Origin of the sequence: Sphingobacterium sp. Mn56C (assembly GCF_049319645.1) — a bacterium.
GTDB lineage: Bacteria > Bacteroidota > Bacteroidia > Sphingobacteriales > Sphingobacteriaceae > Sphingobacterium.
In genome coordinates, this window is the sequence record NZ_JBMOUC010000001.1 from 704,144 (window position 1) to 719,622 (window position 15,479).

Here is a 15,479-nt window from a genome sequence, read left to right on the forward strand (position 1 = left end):
AAGACCGGGTTTAATGGACGACTATAGTTGCTGGTCAGAATATTATTTTAAGGTAGCTATATGGAACAGAAAAATAAAACATTTAATTTCCGTAATGCCAAATATTTTATACTTTTGCGGAAAATCTATTTAGACTAAATAAAAATAAAATACAGTGCAGGTTGGATTATATAACAGGGCCGTTGGAAAAATAAGTGTGGTTTTAGTCGTATTTCAGTTTTTACTGCCTTTGGTTGGCGTTGGTCAGGAGAGCAGAATTATAAAGGTCCGTGTCGTAGATGGTACGACAAGTAAAGGGCTGGCTGGAGTAAATATAAAATGGAAGGCACAAGCTATAATTACCAATAAAGAGGGTATCGCCGTATTAACTTTACCGCAAACCGATAAATTACAGCTATCCTTTTCTTTACTGGGGTACCAATCGTACACCAAGGAGCTGCGTGCAGATACGGTATCAACCCTAATGTCGGTAGGTCTAAAAAGTGAGAAACAATACCTTCAAGAAGTCGTCGTAACCGGACAGGAAACGAATAGGCTCAGCAGCAGCACCTGGATCACACGTGAAGCCTTGAAGATGTTGCAGCCCAGTAGTTTTTCGGATCTTTTAGAGCTGTTGCCGGGGGGCATGGCCAAAGATCCGGTATTGACGGCCGCAAATACCATGCAGCTGCGTGAGGTTGGCGTTAATGAACCTGGATATGAGTCGTCTAGTTTGGGTGTTGCATTTATGATAGACGGGGCACCGCTGTCGAGCCATGCCAATATGCAGGCAACAATTGGTGAAAGCCAAACCAGGCGTACCGTTAGTGGCTCACGCAATATGCTGGGCAAGGGGATTGATTTACGCGCCATAGCTACCGATAATATCCAGGAGGTGGAGGTTATCCGCGGTATACCGTCGGTACGTTATGGTAACTTAACTTCTGGTTTAGTAAAGATAAGTCGGAAATCTGCTGGATCGCCCTTGACCTTACGCTTTAAATCCGACGGATTGAGTAAGTTATTTTATGCCGGTAAGGGTCTTGCGGTGGGTGCCAATAAGTTTGTAAATGTAGGCATAGACTACCTGAAAGCTAAAGATAGCCCGACCAATCCGCTGGAAAACTACAGCCGGTTAACGGCCATGTTTAAATGGGATAGTAACTGGCAGGATGCCTCTGGGCAACAGTGGAAATGGATGGCGGCCCTAGATTTATCATCGACTTTGGATAAGGAAAAAAAGGATAGCGACATAGGCTATGCTGAAGTGGATCGCTATGCTGCGAAGAATAAAACAGGTAACCTGTCGCAGCACTTAAGTGTAAGTAGACCCAAGGCAAGTTGGTTTAGAAAAATTACGCTTAATCATTCCTTACACTTGGAGCAAGATCGTATCGATCGGGTGAAATGGGTACAGCTGGAGCAGGCTACAGCGATATCGCCCGGTAGGGAAGATGGGGTGCACGATGGTATCTTTTTGCCGGGCAACTATACGGCCCACCTTCAGGTAGATGGGAAGCCTTTAAATCTATATGGTAATCTGGAAAGTGAGCATTTTTTTACCTGGAAAAAGCTAACGCAGAATTGGCTTGTGGGCGCCCAATGGTCGATGGATAAAAATATAGGTCAAGGACATGTTTTCGATCCTATGCGCCCCTTATCCCCGCAGATGGATGTGCGCCCACGGGCGTTTAAGGATATTCCTGCCAGCCAGGAGCTAAGTTTTTTTGTTGAAGATCAGCTGAAGTACAGTCTTGCAGCGCACAGCATCGAAGCCTTGCTGGGGCTCCGTGCCAATAAAATTTTGGGTTTACCCGCTGCTTACAGCATGTTGAACCATTGGTATGTTGACCCGCGCTTTAATATAGCCTGGCATTTTCCGGCTGTTGATATAGCGGGAAATCCCTTGAAGATAACGGTTGGCGCAGGTGTGGGAAGGGCTTCTCAAAAACCAGTTATGGCGCAGATTTCGCCCAATACGGTGTATTGGGATATCGTGCAATTGAACTACTTTCATGATACCCCTGAATTTCGACGCATCAATTTTCTTACACAGTCATTAGATCCCACAAATTACAGCCTGACGCCGGCGAGTACCTTAAAAAAAGAACTGCGTATGCAGGCAACGTATGCTGGGGTAAATCTTGTGGCATCGCTTTTTGATGAGTCGATGCATAATGGCTTCCGCAACATGTCGGATTATACGGTGTTGCATGCTAAAACCTATCAAACGAGTCATCTGGATCCCAGTACGATTACTGCAGCACCAGATATTTATGCATTACCCTATCAGGACAGGACTATTCTGACCCTTTATCCAAAGGTTGAGAATGGCTCAAGCATCCATAAACAAGGGGTAGAGTTTCAGCTGTCGAGTCCAAGGTTTACTTTCTTAAATACCAAACTTACGGCCGATGGTGCTTGGTTTAAATCGCAGTATGGCAATAGCCGAATGCTGTATAATAATCCGCGGAGTACGATTATTATCGATGGACAGCGTCAGCAATATTTGGGGTTATATTTAACCGATAAGGGCTTTAAAAACCAGGTGTTCCATAGTAAGCTTTTTGTCGATAATTATTTCCCCCGTATCGGGATGGCATTTTTAACATCGCTGCAGGTGCAGTGGTTTAGAACCAATCAAAGTGCCTATGAAAATGGAAGGCCTGTAGCGTATATCGACGGCAATGGCAACCGCTATCCTTTTACGGATAGAGCCGCACAAGACCCTGCTTTAAAACAGCTTATTGTTAATTATGCCGATAATGCCTTCGCCGTATCCCGGGTTCCCATGACGATGTATGTAAACTTTAAAGCAACAAAAAATATAGGCGCTAAAATTCGTATGGCGATGTATGTAAATCGCTTGCTGCAGTATAATAAGTCTTATACCGTAAATGGTGTAGACTTTCGTGCCCGCGGAATTAATAGCCCATATTTTGGAATGGAAATAAATTTGAACATTTAAATACGTTAAAAATTATGAAAATAAATAGAATAGGTTTAATGCTACTTGCTGTGGTATTAGTAGGTTTTTTTGCCTGTAAAAAAGATACAACTACCGAAATGAATACCGGAAATCTTGTTGTTATACAGTTGGAAAAGCCTGCAGAAATGAGCCACCTGCTTATCGAATCGCTAACGGCGACATTAAAAGAGACCAACACGGGCATGGAGTTGCAATGGAAGGGTACCGACTTAAGTTTTACGGAAAACTTGCCTCTGGGTGTGTATACGATACAGGTGGAGGGTAAGGCCAGCTATGTAGTGCAGGGTGTTAAGGAAGAGGTAGCCATTGCAGGTCTATTGCAGGGCGCTAAAGTTGTTGCCGGACAGGAGCGGCTTTCGTTGAAGCTTTATGTGGTAAACAATCAACTAGACTTTGTTATTGAGGAGTTGTATTTCACCGGATCTCTAACCCCGGAGAATCAGCAATATTTGGGCGACCGCTACATAAAATTGTATAATAACAGTGAACGTGTTTTGTATGCGGATGGCTTGGTGATAGCAACGACAGCATTTCAAACGGTGGATAAGCGTGATTACAAGCCTAATATTATGGAGGAGGCCGTTGCGGTCGATGCGGTAATGGTAATTCCGGGGAATGGAAAAACATATCCGGTGCAGCCTGGTGGAGCTATCGTTATTGCGGAAAGTGCTATTAATCATAAGGAGTTCAATCGTTTGGCAATAAATCTCAGCCAGGCGGATTTTGAAATTGTTGCGCCTGATGATGATGAAACAATCGATAACCCGAATGTGCCAAACTTGGAGGCTTTATTTGATCGAATTGTTATAAACAACCGTGGTTTTCAGAGTTTTATTTTAGCGCGTATTCCTGTAAGTAAGGCTGTTTATTTAAGCGATTTTACCTATGCGTATAGCTACAAATTTGTGGAGGGTGACTTTAGTTTTGATATGGAAGATTTGGCCTATAAAATTCCGAACGAATGGGTCATTGATGCGGTGAATCTTTCCGTGGCATCCGAGTTTAAATGGTTGGTTACAGCAGTAAGTTTGGATAGGGGCTGGACCTACTGCGGCAAGTATTCCGGCGACACCTCTCGCTACGGTAAAAGTGTGCGTAGAAAGGTGATTGGCACCTCAGCTGCAGGGCACCGTAGGCTGAAAGATACCAATAATTCGAGTGTCGATTTTGATGCAGAGGTGCAGCCTTCGTTGAAAAATTAAGCATGCCGGAGTTTCAGGATTATTTTGTGAAAATGAGGATAGCGGCATTACTGTCGCTGGCTTCCTGTACGATGGTATGGGCGCAACAGCAGGATAGTTTGGCAACAAACTGGGAACAGCTGCAGCGTAATTACCTGGACCAGTCTGTGCTGAAACGCCAGCAGGCAGGGGTGAACGCTGTGTTACGGCATAGCGATAGTACAGCCGAGGTTTCGACAGTTGAGCTGTTGTATGCTACGCAGCGAAAGACCCTGTTTGACCCCCAACAGGGTAAGGGGTTGCAGCATTACGGTTTGGCGGTACATAGTTTCCGACGTTTGGACCGTTGGAGCTCAATCTGGGGTGCGGGGCGTTATGGAAATCAGCGGTCGAAGGCTGTTCGCTGGAATGAAACATCAGATTTGTCTTGGGTGTACCCCTATGTATTGGCGGATAGCGTAGGTGGAGACCAAAACAATGAGTTTTACCATTTTGCTGGGGGGTACAACAGGGAGGTCGGCAAACAAACGTTTTCCGTTTCGGGTGCGTACACCGCGGCTTTATTATACCGCTCTGTCGATCCACGTACGCATAATACAAGTTCCGATTTAACCTTGTCGGTCGGTATGTCGAGGCCTGTGGGGAGGTATAGGCTTGCGCTGCACTACGATTATCGCTATTACACGCAAAATAATACCGTAAGCATTGCTAGTCCTATTTCTGCACCTGCATTTTTTCATTTAATTGGCATGGGTGTAGATCAGAAACTATTCTGGGGAAAAAATTCGGAGACCTATTATATAGGGCATATGAACGGAATAGGCCTGCAGTGGCAGCCTATAGCCGACAAGGGGCTTTATGGTTCCTTGGTAGCCCAGCGTTTTTATATAGATAAAAGCATCACCAACCTACGGTCTTTGCCGGTATCTGAAGCCCATACCCGGTCGGTACAGGGGCAGTTGGGATATGTTGGCAGTAGTGGCAAGTTTACTTGGATACCGCAGCTAAGCGGTGGTCACTACGAACGATCCGGGCGCAGCTATTTGTTTGATAATCCTACAGGAAGTAACTATGTGAAAATTGGAGAGCTTCAGGATTTCAGTCATCGGGTATACCAGGCAGCAGTGGGTATAACGGTAAGCTATCCGTTAAGGTCAGGATGGCGATGGCGGGTAAACCCCACACTCGATATGACGATGGATAAGCTATCTTATAATCCCCAACAGCGCACGATGCAATGGGAAAAAATAAGTTATGGTTTTACCACAGGGTTGATGCGTCAAAGGACAATGCGCAGCCTCTGGGATGTCGATTTAGGGCTCCAGCGATCCGATTTTCTCCATGCCGATTTAACCATGCCTCAGGCTTTGGCCACAGCAGGGTTAACAACGCTAATTCAGGAGCAGTTTAATTATTACAGTGCGGCACATAGCCGCTACGCGTTGCGGGGCAGTTACTATTTCCCTGTGTCTAAGCGGTTAATAGGGAAGGTAGGGGCAGAAATGGCTGTTGTTCATTTCGATCAAGGGCAGTATAATGCAAGAGGCTCGCTACGGTTGGGCATAGTTTTGTAAGATTTTGAGGTAGTTTTGTGATGATTAAGTTGAAGTATATTTTGCCGTTGGTGGCACCTTTTGTTTTGGTATTTTTAAATTTTGATAGCGCCCTAGACCAGAACGAGCAATTACGGGTTCTGTATAGTAAACCGATTGCAAAATGGCCAAAGCCAACCCTAGACTCAGCGGTGGTATGGCAGGAGTTGGCGGCATTACCCTATGATGTTTCCTTTTTAGAAGAGCAGCAAAAGCCATTGCCGGCATTGGGGAAGCTTTTATTTTTTGATCCTCGTTTGTCGGGATCTAATCAAGTCTCCTGCAGCAGCTGTCACGACCCGCAGTTGGGCTGGGCAGATGGCCGCGATATCGCATTGGGCAACGACCATAGGCAGGGGCCAAGAAATACCATATCCATTATCAATGTAGCGCAGCGGAAGGCCTTGTTCTGGGACGGCAGGGCATCCTCCTTGGAGGAGCAAGCTTTAGGGCCACTGCTGGCACAGCATGAAATGGCCGCAGATCTTAAACGTTTGCCGCGTAAAATTGCGGCTATACGGGGTTATGAGGTATATTTTAAAAATGCCTTCGGTGATACCAAAGTTACGGTAACGCGTATGCTGGAGGCCTTGCGTGCCTTTCAAAACACCATCAAAGGGCGCCGCAGTCGCTTTGATGAATTTGTCGATGGCGATTATGCGAAGCTTAGTGATCAGGAAATCCAGGGTTTACACCTATTTCGTACCAAAGCACGCTGTATGAATTGTCATAATGGCCCTTATTTTACAGACCACGATTTCCATAATATCGGTTTAACCTATTACAAACGAGAGCTGCAAGATTTAGGGCGCTACGCAATAACAAAAGACCCGAAAGATGTCGGACGTTTTCAAACGCCTATGTTACGCGATGTGATGCATACTTTTCCGTGGATGCATACCGGTCTTTTCGACGATATAAAAGGATTGCTCTCCATGTATAATAGCGGAATGCAGATGGTAAACCCTACCGAAGAAGAAAAACAGCAAGACCCGCTTTTTCCGGTTACAGACCCGTTGATGAAACCCCTGGGCTTATCGGCCACAGAAATCGATGCCCTTGCCGCTTTCTTGGAAAGTATTACCGCTACGGCCTATAAAATGGATAGACCGCAATTGCCACGGTAAGCGTTGTTGCGTACCAGGCCAGGTAGCCATGCATTGGAATCTCCTCGATTTAACGTAAACAATAAATCGAGGAAATCCATAATGTACTGCTTATAACAGTATAAAATATTGTATTTCGTGTGTTATGTTCCTTACAACTCCCAAATATCATTTTTCTCCGTCAGGATAAGCGGTAAACCATCGGTCACCAGTACGGTATGTTCATGTTGCACGGCAAAACCTCCATTATTGCCCAGCATGGTAAAACCATCAGGTAGCGTAATAGCATAACTAGAGTGGGTGTTAATAAAAGTTTCCAAAGCAATAACAGCACCTTTCCGAAAGCGGCGAGTATCCTGGCGATCTTTGTAATTTAATAAATTATCAGGCTGCTCGTGTAAAGCCCTTCCCACACCATGTCCTGCTAGATTTTTAATAACCTTATATCCGTTTTTACGGGCCTCTTTGTCTATAAAATCGCCAATTTCGTTTATACGCACACCAGTGCGAATACGGCTAATCGCATTTTTAAGAATATTTCGTGAGCAGTTTACAAGGTTTTGCTGCTGATGTAAATCCTCGCCTACAACCATGGAACATCCGTTATCAGACCAATAACCATGTAACTCTGCCGACACATCAATATTCAACACATCGCCATGCTGTATAATTTTTCTGGCATTAGGGATGCCATGGCATACCTCATTATTTATACTTATGCAGGTAAACCCTGGAAATTTGTACACCAGATTTGGGGCCGATCGTGCACCAAATTCAGCCAGTAGCGCTCCGCCATAGGTATCGAGCTCCAAGGTGCTCATTCCCGGACTCGCATACGCGAGCATTTTCTTTAATGTAAGGGCCACCGCATCACTAACCTGCTGCATACCCTGTATATCTTTTTTATCCGTTATGATCATGTCTTAAAATTATAGGTACAAAAGTAGGACCTATGGTAAGATGACAATAGTATAACTTAGACATTTGAGTGAGTATCCTCGCGAATTGCTATTTTTGTGACCTATGCCGATTCACTTTTTTAAACATATAAACCCCGATTTCGATCAAGCAGGCGATATAATCAAGTATGCTGCAGCGGAGGAGCTCGATAATGTTGTTGAGGGTTTTTATGTGTACGATGGCGCAGCACATCCTGGCGGTCGGCAATTATTCTTTAACGATGGTTTTCCGGTGCTGGTATTTATGCCGAAACATACAGCTGTTACCACCATACATACCGGAGGGCAGCAGCGTACAGTAAGTCATGTTTGGGTCTGTGCAGGCGTCGTTAGAAATACCTATTGCGAATCTACATTCCCGGACGAAAAGTGCCTGGTAGTGCGTTTTTATCCACAGGCATTTTTTACCCTCTTTAATCAGGATGATGCAGTAGGGGCAAAAGAACAAATATTTAATTTTTCTGACATTGCCGGTCCGCAGGTCGCGAACCTCTATAGCGATTTTTACAAAACCTCCTCTATAGCACAGCAGATTTCTGTGGTCAGTAAATTTCTTATCCAGGTACAGCAGCAATCCACAGCCATCCGCAGTCCCAAAATTTTGGAAGACATCCTGCTGTATATCGATTCGCAACCTGTACTTACGGTAAAAGATCTGCTTTTGGGCTATGCCGGCAGTTTAAATTATAAATGGTTAGAAAGAAACTTTAAAAGGTACATCGGTACTTCGCCCAAAGAATACCTCTTAATGAAGCGCTTTTTAGCAGCCTATCTAGATTTGCAACCCGCAGGTACGAAAGATCTAATGCAGGTAGCACTAACAAATGGCTATTACGACGACAACCATTTCATAAAAGATTTCCGTAAATTCTCGGGTATGCCACCGAAGGCTTATTTTCAGTTGTAAGGCTGCAAACTGTTCAGCCTTACAACTGAAAATAAGCCGTTTTCTCCTTCGGCATCAGCCTCGATAAGTAGGTTATCTATACGCTAACTATAGATTTCGTGCCAGCCGTACCCCAGCAACGATAAATAAGGAAGTGCCAATGGCGCTAAGTCCCGGAAAGTTAAGGCAGGAATAGATAAATAAGACTGTGCAGCCTATAAGCACTACAAATAATAAAGCCTTCTTAATGGAGTCCATATTGAGTAAGGCCAACAGTACCGCGAAGATTAGAATTGGGATTATAAGTGTAAACATCCTACTAAACTACCTTTTTAATGTTAACTTACTGTTAAATTCCTATACGTGCTATGGTTTCTTTATTACTTCTTTATATAAAGCCAGGGTTTACGCAGTACATTTCTCTTTTTTATTTACTTGTAGTTTAATTTGTTGCCTGTTTTATATTTTCTACACTAGTGAAGCAATCCCTTTTCATGGTGTATTTTTTTTTGTTTCAATTTCTTGTTTTATTCTATCCGTGATATTGATTTTGGCTCCAGTAAAGCTGAAAATTAAGGTTCCATTTTCGCGCGCATACGCTGTCGTTATGGAATCCGCCAAGGCGGCATGCTCAAAAATGGGCCCCGTACCAGCCATTTCGGCTTCCCTTTCCCATGCATATTTAACGCGTATAAGATTCCGATAAGTCGGTCGCAGGTTAAACCAGTTTATATAATCAGCCTCGAAAGAAACCGCCTGTAATCCCAGCGTAGAGTAATAATTAATCGCACCAGCCTGCCCGTAACTATCGCATAATATCAGGGTATTTTTTGGATAAGGCATACCCAAATAAATACTATCAACCTTTCTGGCCAGCTCCTTCCAGCCCAGCATATCGGCAAAATCCTGCGGCAGGGGATACTGTTTGCCATCCTCCCAGGTTAACAGGTCATGTTTACGATATTTCTCGGGATGTTGCACTATGTAGGCCGGACTATGTTTGGGAAATGCAAGGCGATATTGCGGAATAAAAGAAATAATAACCCAGCTTACTAAGGCTGTTTTTAAAACAGGAGCTGGTTTTTTAATCCAGCGGCCTAAATACACAGCACCAAATGCAATATATATCGGGTATAGGCCGAAGGCATAATAAGACTTAGCCTTGAAAAATAAGAAGATACCAAGGGTAATGCTAAATGAATAAAGGAAAACCCGGTATTTTTGAAAGCGACTATCGTATAATAATGCCCAAAAGGCGATTAGAACAACAGGAAAAGTACCCGGAAAAAACAGAAACTGCGCTGCAATAAAGTTACCACGGTTTACATGTACCAATTGTGTGGCCGCTAATTGCTGCATATGCGTGAACACCGGAAAATGCTGTTGGTATTGCCAAATTAAATTGGGCAGGATAAGAATAAAGGCGAGGGCCGCTGCATAATATAGGTGTTTATTGCCAAATACCTTCCTTTCTTTGCTAAGCAAGAGGGCAGGAATAAAGCCAAGTAAGAGGAATACAATGCTGTATTTATTTAAAAAACCAAGGGCAAATACAAATGCCATAAAATAAAGGTACTTACTTCTATTACGGTTAATATAGTTTATACTGCAGTAATAAAATGCGGTCCAGCATAATACATCGAAGGAGTTGGGTTGGTACAATACATTGATACCCAGAAGCGACGAAAAGATAAGGCAGCAGCTCCCAAATAGGCAAGCAAAGGTACCACCTTTTAGCGTATCAATTGTTTTCCAGACTAACAAAATCGTAAGTGCCCCAAATAATGCGGGGAAAAATTTAATCCAAAAAATGCCATTTCCCAATATTTTAATAAGCAGGGAAACCCAGGAGGTGAAGGGTGGGACAGAAGTGAAACCCCAGTCCAGGTGATTGGCCTGATCCAGGTGTAAAAATTCATCGCGATGTAACTCATAATCCGCAGCAATCAGAAAATAATGCAGAACAAATTTAAGCAGGATAAGGAATAATAGGATAGTTGTTTTTTTCATATGTCTATACCTAAAACGTTTGTAAGCAGCATATGGTTGCCCAAGCAAAGAAAAATAGTACAAATCAGGATTATCCCAATGGCTAAGCCTGTCGCGCTATCCAGGAATTAAAACAAGCTACTTTCTTTGTAAAAGTAGCCTATTTGCGTAATCTGTAGTTCGGTCTGATTTGCGTGATCCTATTGCCCGTTAATAAAACGTATAAGTAAGGATTATTTAGGAAGATTAAGCTCCATTTGAATGTTACAGCGTTTATACGGGGAGGGGAAACCCGAAATCTTTTGGAATCCCAATTTATGGTAAAGGTTGATGGCAGGTTTCAATACCGTATTACTTTCCAGAAAAATTTTCGCTGCCCCCAATTCCGTGGCCAGATCTGTAATGGCCGTTCCCAGCAGAAAACCTATGCTTTTACCCTGTACCTTTGGCGATACAGCCATTTTTGCCATTTCATAATCGAAGGGTGCATTTTCCATTTTTATCAAGGCACATACACCAACAGGTTCACCCTGATACAGCGCCACCAATATTTTACCGCCCTTATTTAATATATAATCCTCAGGATTGTCCAGCGCCTTATGGTCTGCTTCCTCCATTTCAAAATAGGTCGATATCCACTCTTCATTTAAAGCCTTAAAGGCAGACTGATACATGGCGCTATACGGAACAATCTGCACATTTTTGCTTTCACGGTCCTTTTTCTGCTCCTGCACCCGTCTAAACAGCGATTTCTGTTCCAGTAAAAACTCCCATTCGGCAATAGCCTCCCATAAGTTATGGTTCGCTTCACGGATAAGTCCATCAATTGCGGCTTCCACATCGATACCCTGCACCTGTATAATATGGTCTATAACCGACTGTCCATCCTCCGATAAACTAACCATGTTTCGACGTTTGTCGCTGGTTTTAAGGTTGTTATTTAGTAAGCCGGCTTTCGCCATTTCCTTGGTTAATTTTGTTACCGAAGGTTGCGAGTGCCCGATTTCGTCGGCAATCTCGGTAATGGTTTTTTCGCTGCCATCGGATAATACAAATAATACGGGAAACCATTTTACCGAAACATTGCTGTTGTATAAATCGTAAATCTTTACGGCGTCGTCCGTAAATTTTGCCGTTAAAAGTCTCAAACGACTTCCCAAGGCCATTTTGCCAGTTCTATTAAAAAAATCCATTTCAAATTATATTGTATAATAAACTACATAACTAGTTATGCAAATATATTGGATTTTATACAATTGACAAATTTTATTTAAAGGAATTATTATTTCTCCTGCGGATTGAAAACGCCGTTTTTGGCAAATCTTTGATAGGCATACCTACGGAAAGCCTCGGGCAATTGACCGATAACCCCATGAGGGCGCACAAAGTAAAAGTTACGCTCCATACTAAAGTTTTCTACATCGACGACCTGCAGTTCACCCTGTTTAAGCTCCTTGCATATGGCATGTATAGAAAGGAAGGAAAAGCAATCTGTGTTAAGCAGGAAATTTTTAATGCTTTCGGTACTGGCAATATATACCTTAACATAAAGTCCCTGCCAGTCGATTCCTGTGGCAGTTATGGCTTTTCGGATCACATCATTCGTACCCGAACCCTGTTCGCGAAAGACATATTCAAAATCGAGGAGCTGCTCGGGGGTAATAGATTCACGACCTGCAAGTTTAGGGTTACCCTTTCGTGTTACCAATACCACCTCATCCTTCAGGAAGGTTTCATACTTTAAGGAGAGGTTATCGGAGAGCCCTTCAACAACACCGAGATCAATGGTTTTATTCATTAACCAATCCTCAATCGTTCTGGAGTTGCCATGCAGCACCTTCAGGTTAATATTGGGGAAATCCAAGTGAAAGTTGGCCAATATCGCAGGCAAGATAAAATGCGATAAGGTGGTGCTAGATCCTAACCGAAGCTCTCCGGCAAGAACACCATCAAGCATGCCCATTTCGCAGTTCAGGTTTTCATATACGGCGGTAAGTTTAAGGGCATGCTCCAGCATAAGCTGTCCGGCTTCGGTGAGTGCCAGTCGGTGTCCATTGCGTTCAAAAAGATTACGGCCGGCTTGCAGTTCAAGTTCCTGGATATTTTTGCTGACAGCAGGTTGGGAGATGTTCATCTCCTTCGCTGCACGTGTGAAGTTGAGATGCCTGGCTGCGGCAATAAACACCAAAATCTTGAAATCTGCGTTAATCATAATCAATATTACTAAAAAAATGCGTTATTTTTCGTCTACGTCGAAACCATACTTACGATAAATAGCTTTTGCCTCATCCGAAATTAGGTAATCCATAAATAAATCCGCAGCACCTGGCCGAGGAGCATTTTTCAGTCTTCCAGCCATATAAGTGGAGCGGATATTATGCTGCTGCGGAATTTTTATTTCCTCTACAGGGTGGCCTATCATTTGCTGGTATAACACCTCCGAGGTCCATACAGGGGCCACATCGCTGTCGTCGTATAGAATACGCAGTGGACTCTCGCGGTGGTGTATACGCGTGAGGTAGGTGGTACCTTCGTCGACCTTTGTCTTCATAACCGCCTGATGTAATTTCTCTCCACCGACTTTCTTATAGGCGATTTCTATCTGTCGGCCAATACCTTCCCATGCCGGGTTCGGCATACTAACCCGAACAGCACTCTTCTCTAAATCAGCTAAACTCTGTATATTTTGCGGATTACCGCGAGGTACCATTAAACTCAGTTTGTTGTAAGCATAGCTTTCTACACGATTAAAATGAGACATCATGGATTCTACACGTGTTTTTCCGGCCGTGTACACATCGGGTTTATGCGTGATACGAAGGTTACCAATGGTCAGGGAGCCGCCTTCAATCTGCTGCGCCAGTATCCCCGGTGGCAGCGTTTCGGCAAATATACGTTCGATCTGCGGGTGTTTCTTTTTGAAGCCATCCAGTAGTTCGTCTATACACATAAATTGATTACCGGCAAAAAATACCACCAATTGTGGGTCAACAATATCGCCGTATAAATCGGGAACATTATTTATGCCTTTTATCGTAAACTCGACGGCCGATTTTGGTGGCGTATTCCAGGGCGGGTCATAGCGATATTTATCTTGTGCATTTACGACGGTACTGGCCATACCCGTTAGCAGGAGCATAAACAGGGGTATCTTTCTTTGTGATGCTTTTTTCATATTTTAAGTTTTAAGTATGTGCGCTTAATTTTCAAGGTTTAAGATTTGGGTGTAGGCTTTAAGTTTTAGGGTTTAATGATTGTCCAGCCTTCATTGGCGCGAATCAGCAACTCCCCATTGCCGGTAGGCACATAAGCCAAGAAATCAAACAATTCACCTTTTTCAATTTTGCGCTCTTGAAGGGTATTTAAGCACTGCGCAACTATAACCCCCTTTTTCAGTAAGGCTAGAAGGGCTTCTTCATATTCGCTACCCTTACGGAATGCTTCGGTACCGCCAGAGAAAGCGACAAGCTCTACTTGAACTTTGCCCTGAAGGCGCGGGTCGTTTAGGAGATTATTGATGTTTCGTATTGTCTTTTTTATAATCTCTGGGGAGGCCTGATCCATCTGATAAATGGCTTTATATTCCGTTTTTGTGGCTTGTGCACCGTTATACTGTTTATTCTGTGCTACAGTTTGCTGCGCTTGGGCATGTGCGGTGGTAGCAAAAATGGAGGCTGCGGCGATGCTGAGCATAATAAGGTTTTTTTTCATATGTTTTTTTTATTAGTTGTTCGGATTATTTTACAAAAGTATAGGGTCCAAATTTATGTTGTTCCTGACTAATATGGTCAGCATAGGGTGGATATGGACAATCTTTTGGTTTTTTTGTGAGGTCGGGATAGTCTAATTCCTTCTGCGCCTTGGAGGGCCGGTTATGGCTATTGATATAGGCTGCAACATCATAAGCTTCCGCGTCAGTTAGCAGTGGACTGTCGTGCTGTACACCCAAAGGCATGTTGCCCTTTATAAAACGGGCTGCGGTTAGTAGGCGCGCCATACCTGCACCATCGTTATAGCTGTCGTCGCCCCAGAGCGGAGGGTAAATATATCCAGCCTCCCTGTGGCCATTACTTCCTTGGAGTCCTTCCCCTTGGGCACCATGGCAAGAGGCGCATCGATTTTGGTATACCAGGCTACCTTCTTTCGGATTGGCGGCTCGCTCTGGTGCTTTAAAGTCTACAAATCCTTGTCCTTCCATGCGTTTTCCTACCGGAACATCTGCACTAATATGTTTGATATAGCTGATTATAGCGCGCATGGTAAGGCTGTTTACATCGATTGCCTTACCGTTCATACTCCGCTCAAAGCAGCCATTGATGCGTTCTTCCAAGGATACCACCTTATTTTCGCGCCCTATGTAGATGGGGAAAAGACCACTTAATCCGATATAGGGAGCGGCATACGCCTTGGTACCTGCGTTCAGGTGACAGCTGCTGCAGGCTAATCGATTCCCTGTAATGCCGAGGCGGGTACCGGGGCCAATTTCGGCATAAGTCTCCGTAATGATACGCTTACCGTAGGCGGCTAATTTACCTTCTTCGGTTTCTGGAAAGGCGGGTATAACAAAATCGTCGGGTATGGCTGAAACTGTAGGTAAGGTCGTGTGTAATGGGCTACTCTGCTTGCTTTGAGATTCTGCTTGGTATTGATTTAACAAAATGGTTAGTATCAACAACATGATAGCACTTAACACGGCCAATATTTTGGTATAGTGCAATAGGCCATTGGTATAGGTTAAGTTTGGGTCTAGTGATTTTTTACCTTCATTCATAGTACAAACTTGCCAAAAATGCTGTTG

13 protein-coding genes are annotated in these 15,479 nt (G+C 43.7%); 5 read left to right on the top strand and 8 right to left on the bottom strand.

The window, feature by feature from the left end:
- Positions 1-154: 154 nt before the first annotated feature.
- Genes ACL9RF_RS03120 through ACL9RF_RS03135 form a run of 4 tightly spaced genes read left to right on the top strand, consistent with a single transcriptional unit; the run spans position 155 to position 6,868 of the window.
- Positions 155-2,947: a TonB-dependent receptor plug domain-containing protein gene (locus tag ACL9RF_RS03120; protein WP_422799131.1), complete on the top strand. Its 2,793-nt coding sequence runs from the start codon at positions 155-157 to the stop codon at positions 2,945-2,947.
- Positions 2,948-2,961: 14 nt separating this feature from the next.
- A complete protein-coding gene (locus ACL9RF_RS03125) occupies positions 2,962-4,170 on the top strand; it encodes a DUF4876 domain-containing protein (RefSeq protein ID WP_422799132.1) in 1,209 nt (402 codons plus the stop codon).
- A gap of 2 nt (positions 4,171-4,172) precedes the next feature.
- Complete coding sequence (locus tag ACL9RF_RS03130) at positions 4,173-5,723, top strand: DUF6850 family outer membrane beta-barrel protein (RefSeq protein WP_422799133.1); 1,551 nt, start codon at positions 4,173-4,175, stop codon at positions 5,721-5,723.
- 20 nt (positions 5,724-5,743) lie between these two features.
- Positions 5,744-6,868 (top strand): cytochrome-c peroxidase, encoded by a 1,125-nt coding sequence (locus ACL9RF_RS03135; RefSeq protein ID WP_422799134.1) that lies wholly within the window; start codon positions 5,744-5,746, stop codon positions 6,866-6,868.
- 131 nt (positions 6,869-6,999) lie between these two features.
- On the opposite strand, the gene map is transcribed toward ACL9RF_RS03135, so the two are convergent.
- A complete protein-coding gene (gene map, locus ACL9RF_RS03140; protein ID WP_422799135.1) occupies positions 7,000-7,767 on the bottom strand; it encodes a type I methionyl aminopeptidase in 768 nt (255 codons plus the stop codon).
- 103 nt (positions 7,768-7,870) lie between these two features.
- Between map and ACL9RF_RS03145 the strand changes: the two genes are divergently transcribed.
- Positions 7,871-8,713, top strand: coding sequence for a helix-turn-helix domain-containing protein (locus tag ACL9RF_RS03145; RefSeq protein WP_422799136.1), 843 nt, complete (start codon positions 7,871-7,873; stop codon positions 8,711-8,713).
- An 87-nt stretch (positions 8,714-8,800) separates the two neighbouring features.
- On the opposite strand, the gene ACL9RF_RS03150 is transcribed toward ACL9RF_RS03145, so the two are convergent.
- The 7 genes from ACL9RF_RS03150 to ACL9RF_RS03180 all read right to left on the bottom strand — a co-directional run bounded on the left by ACL9RF_RS03150 (position 8,801) and on the right by ACL9RF_RS03180 (position 15,452).
- Positions 8,801-9,007 (bottom strand): hypothetical protein, encoded by a 207-nt coding sequence (locus ACL9RF_RS03150; protein WP_422799137.1) that lies wholly within the window; start codon positions 9,005-9,007, stop codon positions 8,801-8,803.
- 177 nt (positions 9,008-9,184) lie between these two features.
- Positions 9,185-10,702, bottom strand: coding sequence for a glycosyltransferase family 39 protein (locus tag ACL9RF_RS03155; RefSeq protein ID WP_422799138.1), 1,518 nt, complete (start codon positions 10,700-10,702; stop codon positions 9,185-9,187).
- A 212-nt stretch (positions 10,703-10,914) separates the two neighbouring features.
- Positions 10,915-11,874 carry a bifunctional helix-turn-helix transcriptional regulator/GNAT family N-acetyltransferase gene (locus ACL9RF_RS03160; protein ID WP_422799139.1) on the bottom strand — a complete coding sequence of 320 codons (960 nt, stop codon included), beginning with the start codon at positions 11,872-11,874 and terminating at the stop codon, positions 10,915-10,917.
- Between the two features lie 89 nt (positions 11,875-11,963).
- Positions 11,964-12,893, bottom strand: a complete 930-nt coding sequence (locus ACL9RF_RS03165; protein WP_422799140.1) for a LysR substrate-binding domain-containing protein — start codon at positions 12,891-12,893, stop codon at positions 11,964-11,966.
- A gap of 24 nt (positions 12,894-12,917) precedes the next feature.
- On the bottom strand, positions 12,918-13,856 hold the full coding sequence (locus ACL9RF_RS03170; protein WP_422799141.1) for a substrate-binding domain-containing protein: 939 nt from the start codon (positions 13,854-13,856) through the stop codon (positions 12,918-12,920).
- Between the two features lie 65 nt (positions 13,857-13,921).
- Positions 13,922-14,392, bottom strand: coding sequence for a hypothetical protein (locus ACL9RF_RS03175; protein ID WP_422799142.1), 471 nt, complete (start codon positions 14,390-14,392; stop codon positions 13,922-13,924).
- A 25-nt stretch (positions 14,393-14,417) separates the two neighbouring features.
- Entirely contained in the window at positions 14,418-15,452 is a 1,035-nt protein-coding gene (locus tag ACL9RF_RS03180; RefSeq protein ID WP_422799143.1) for a c-type cytochrome, read from the bottom strand.
- Positions 15,453-15,479 lie beyond the last annotated feature (27 nt).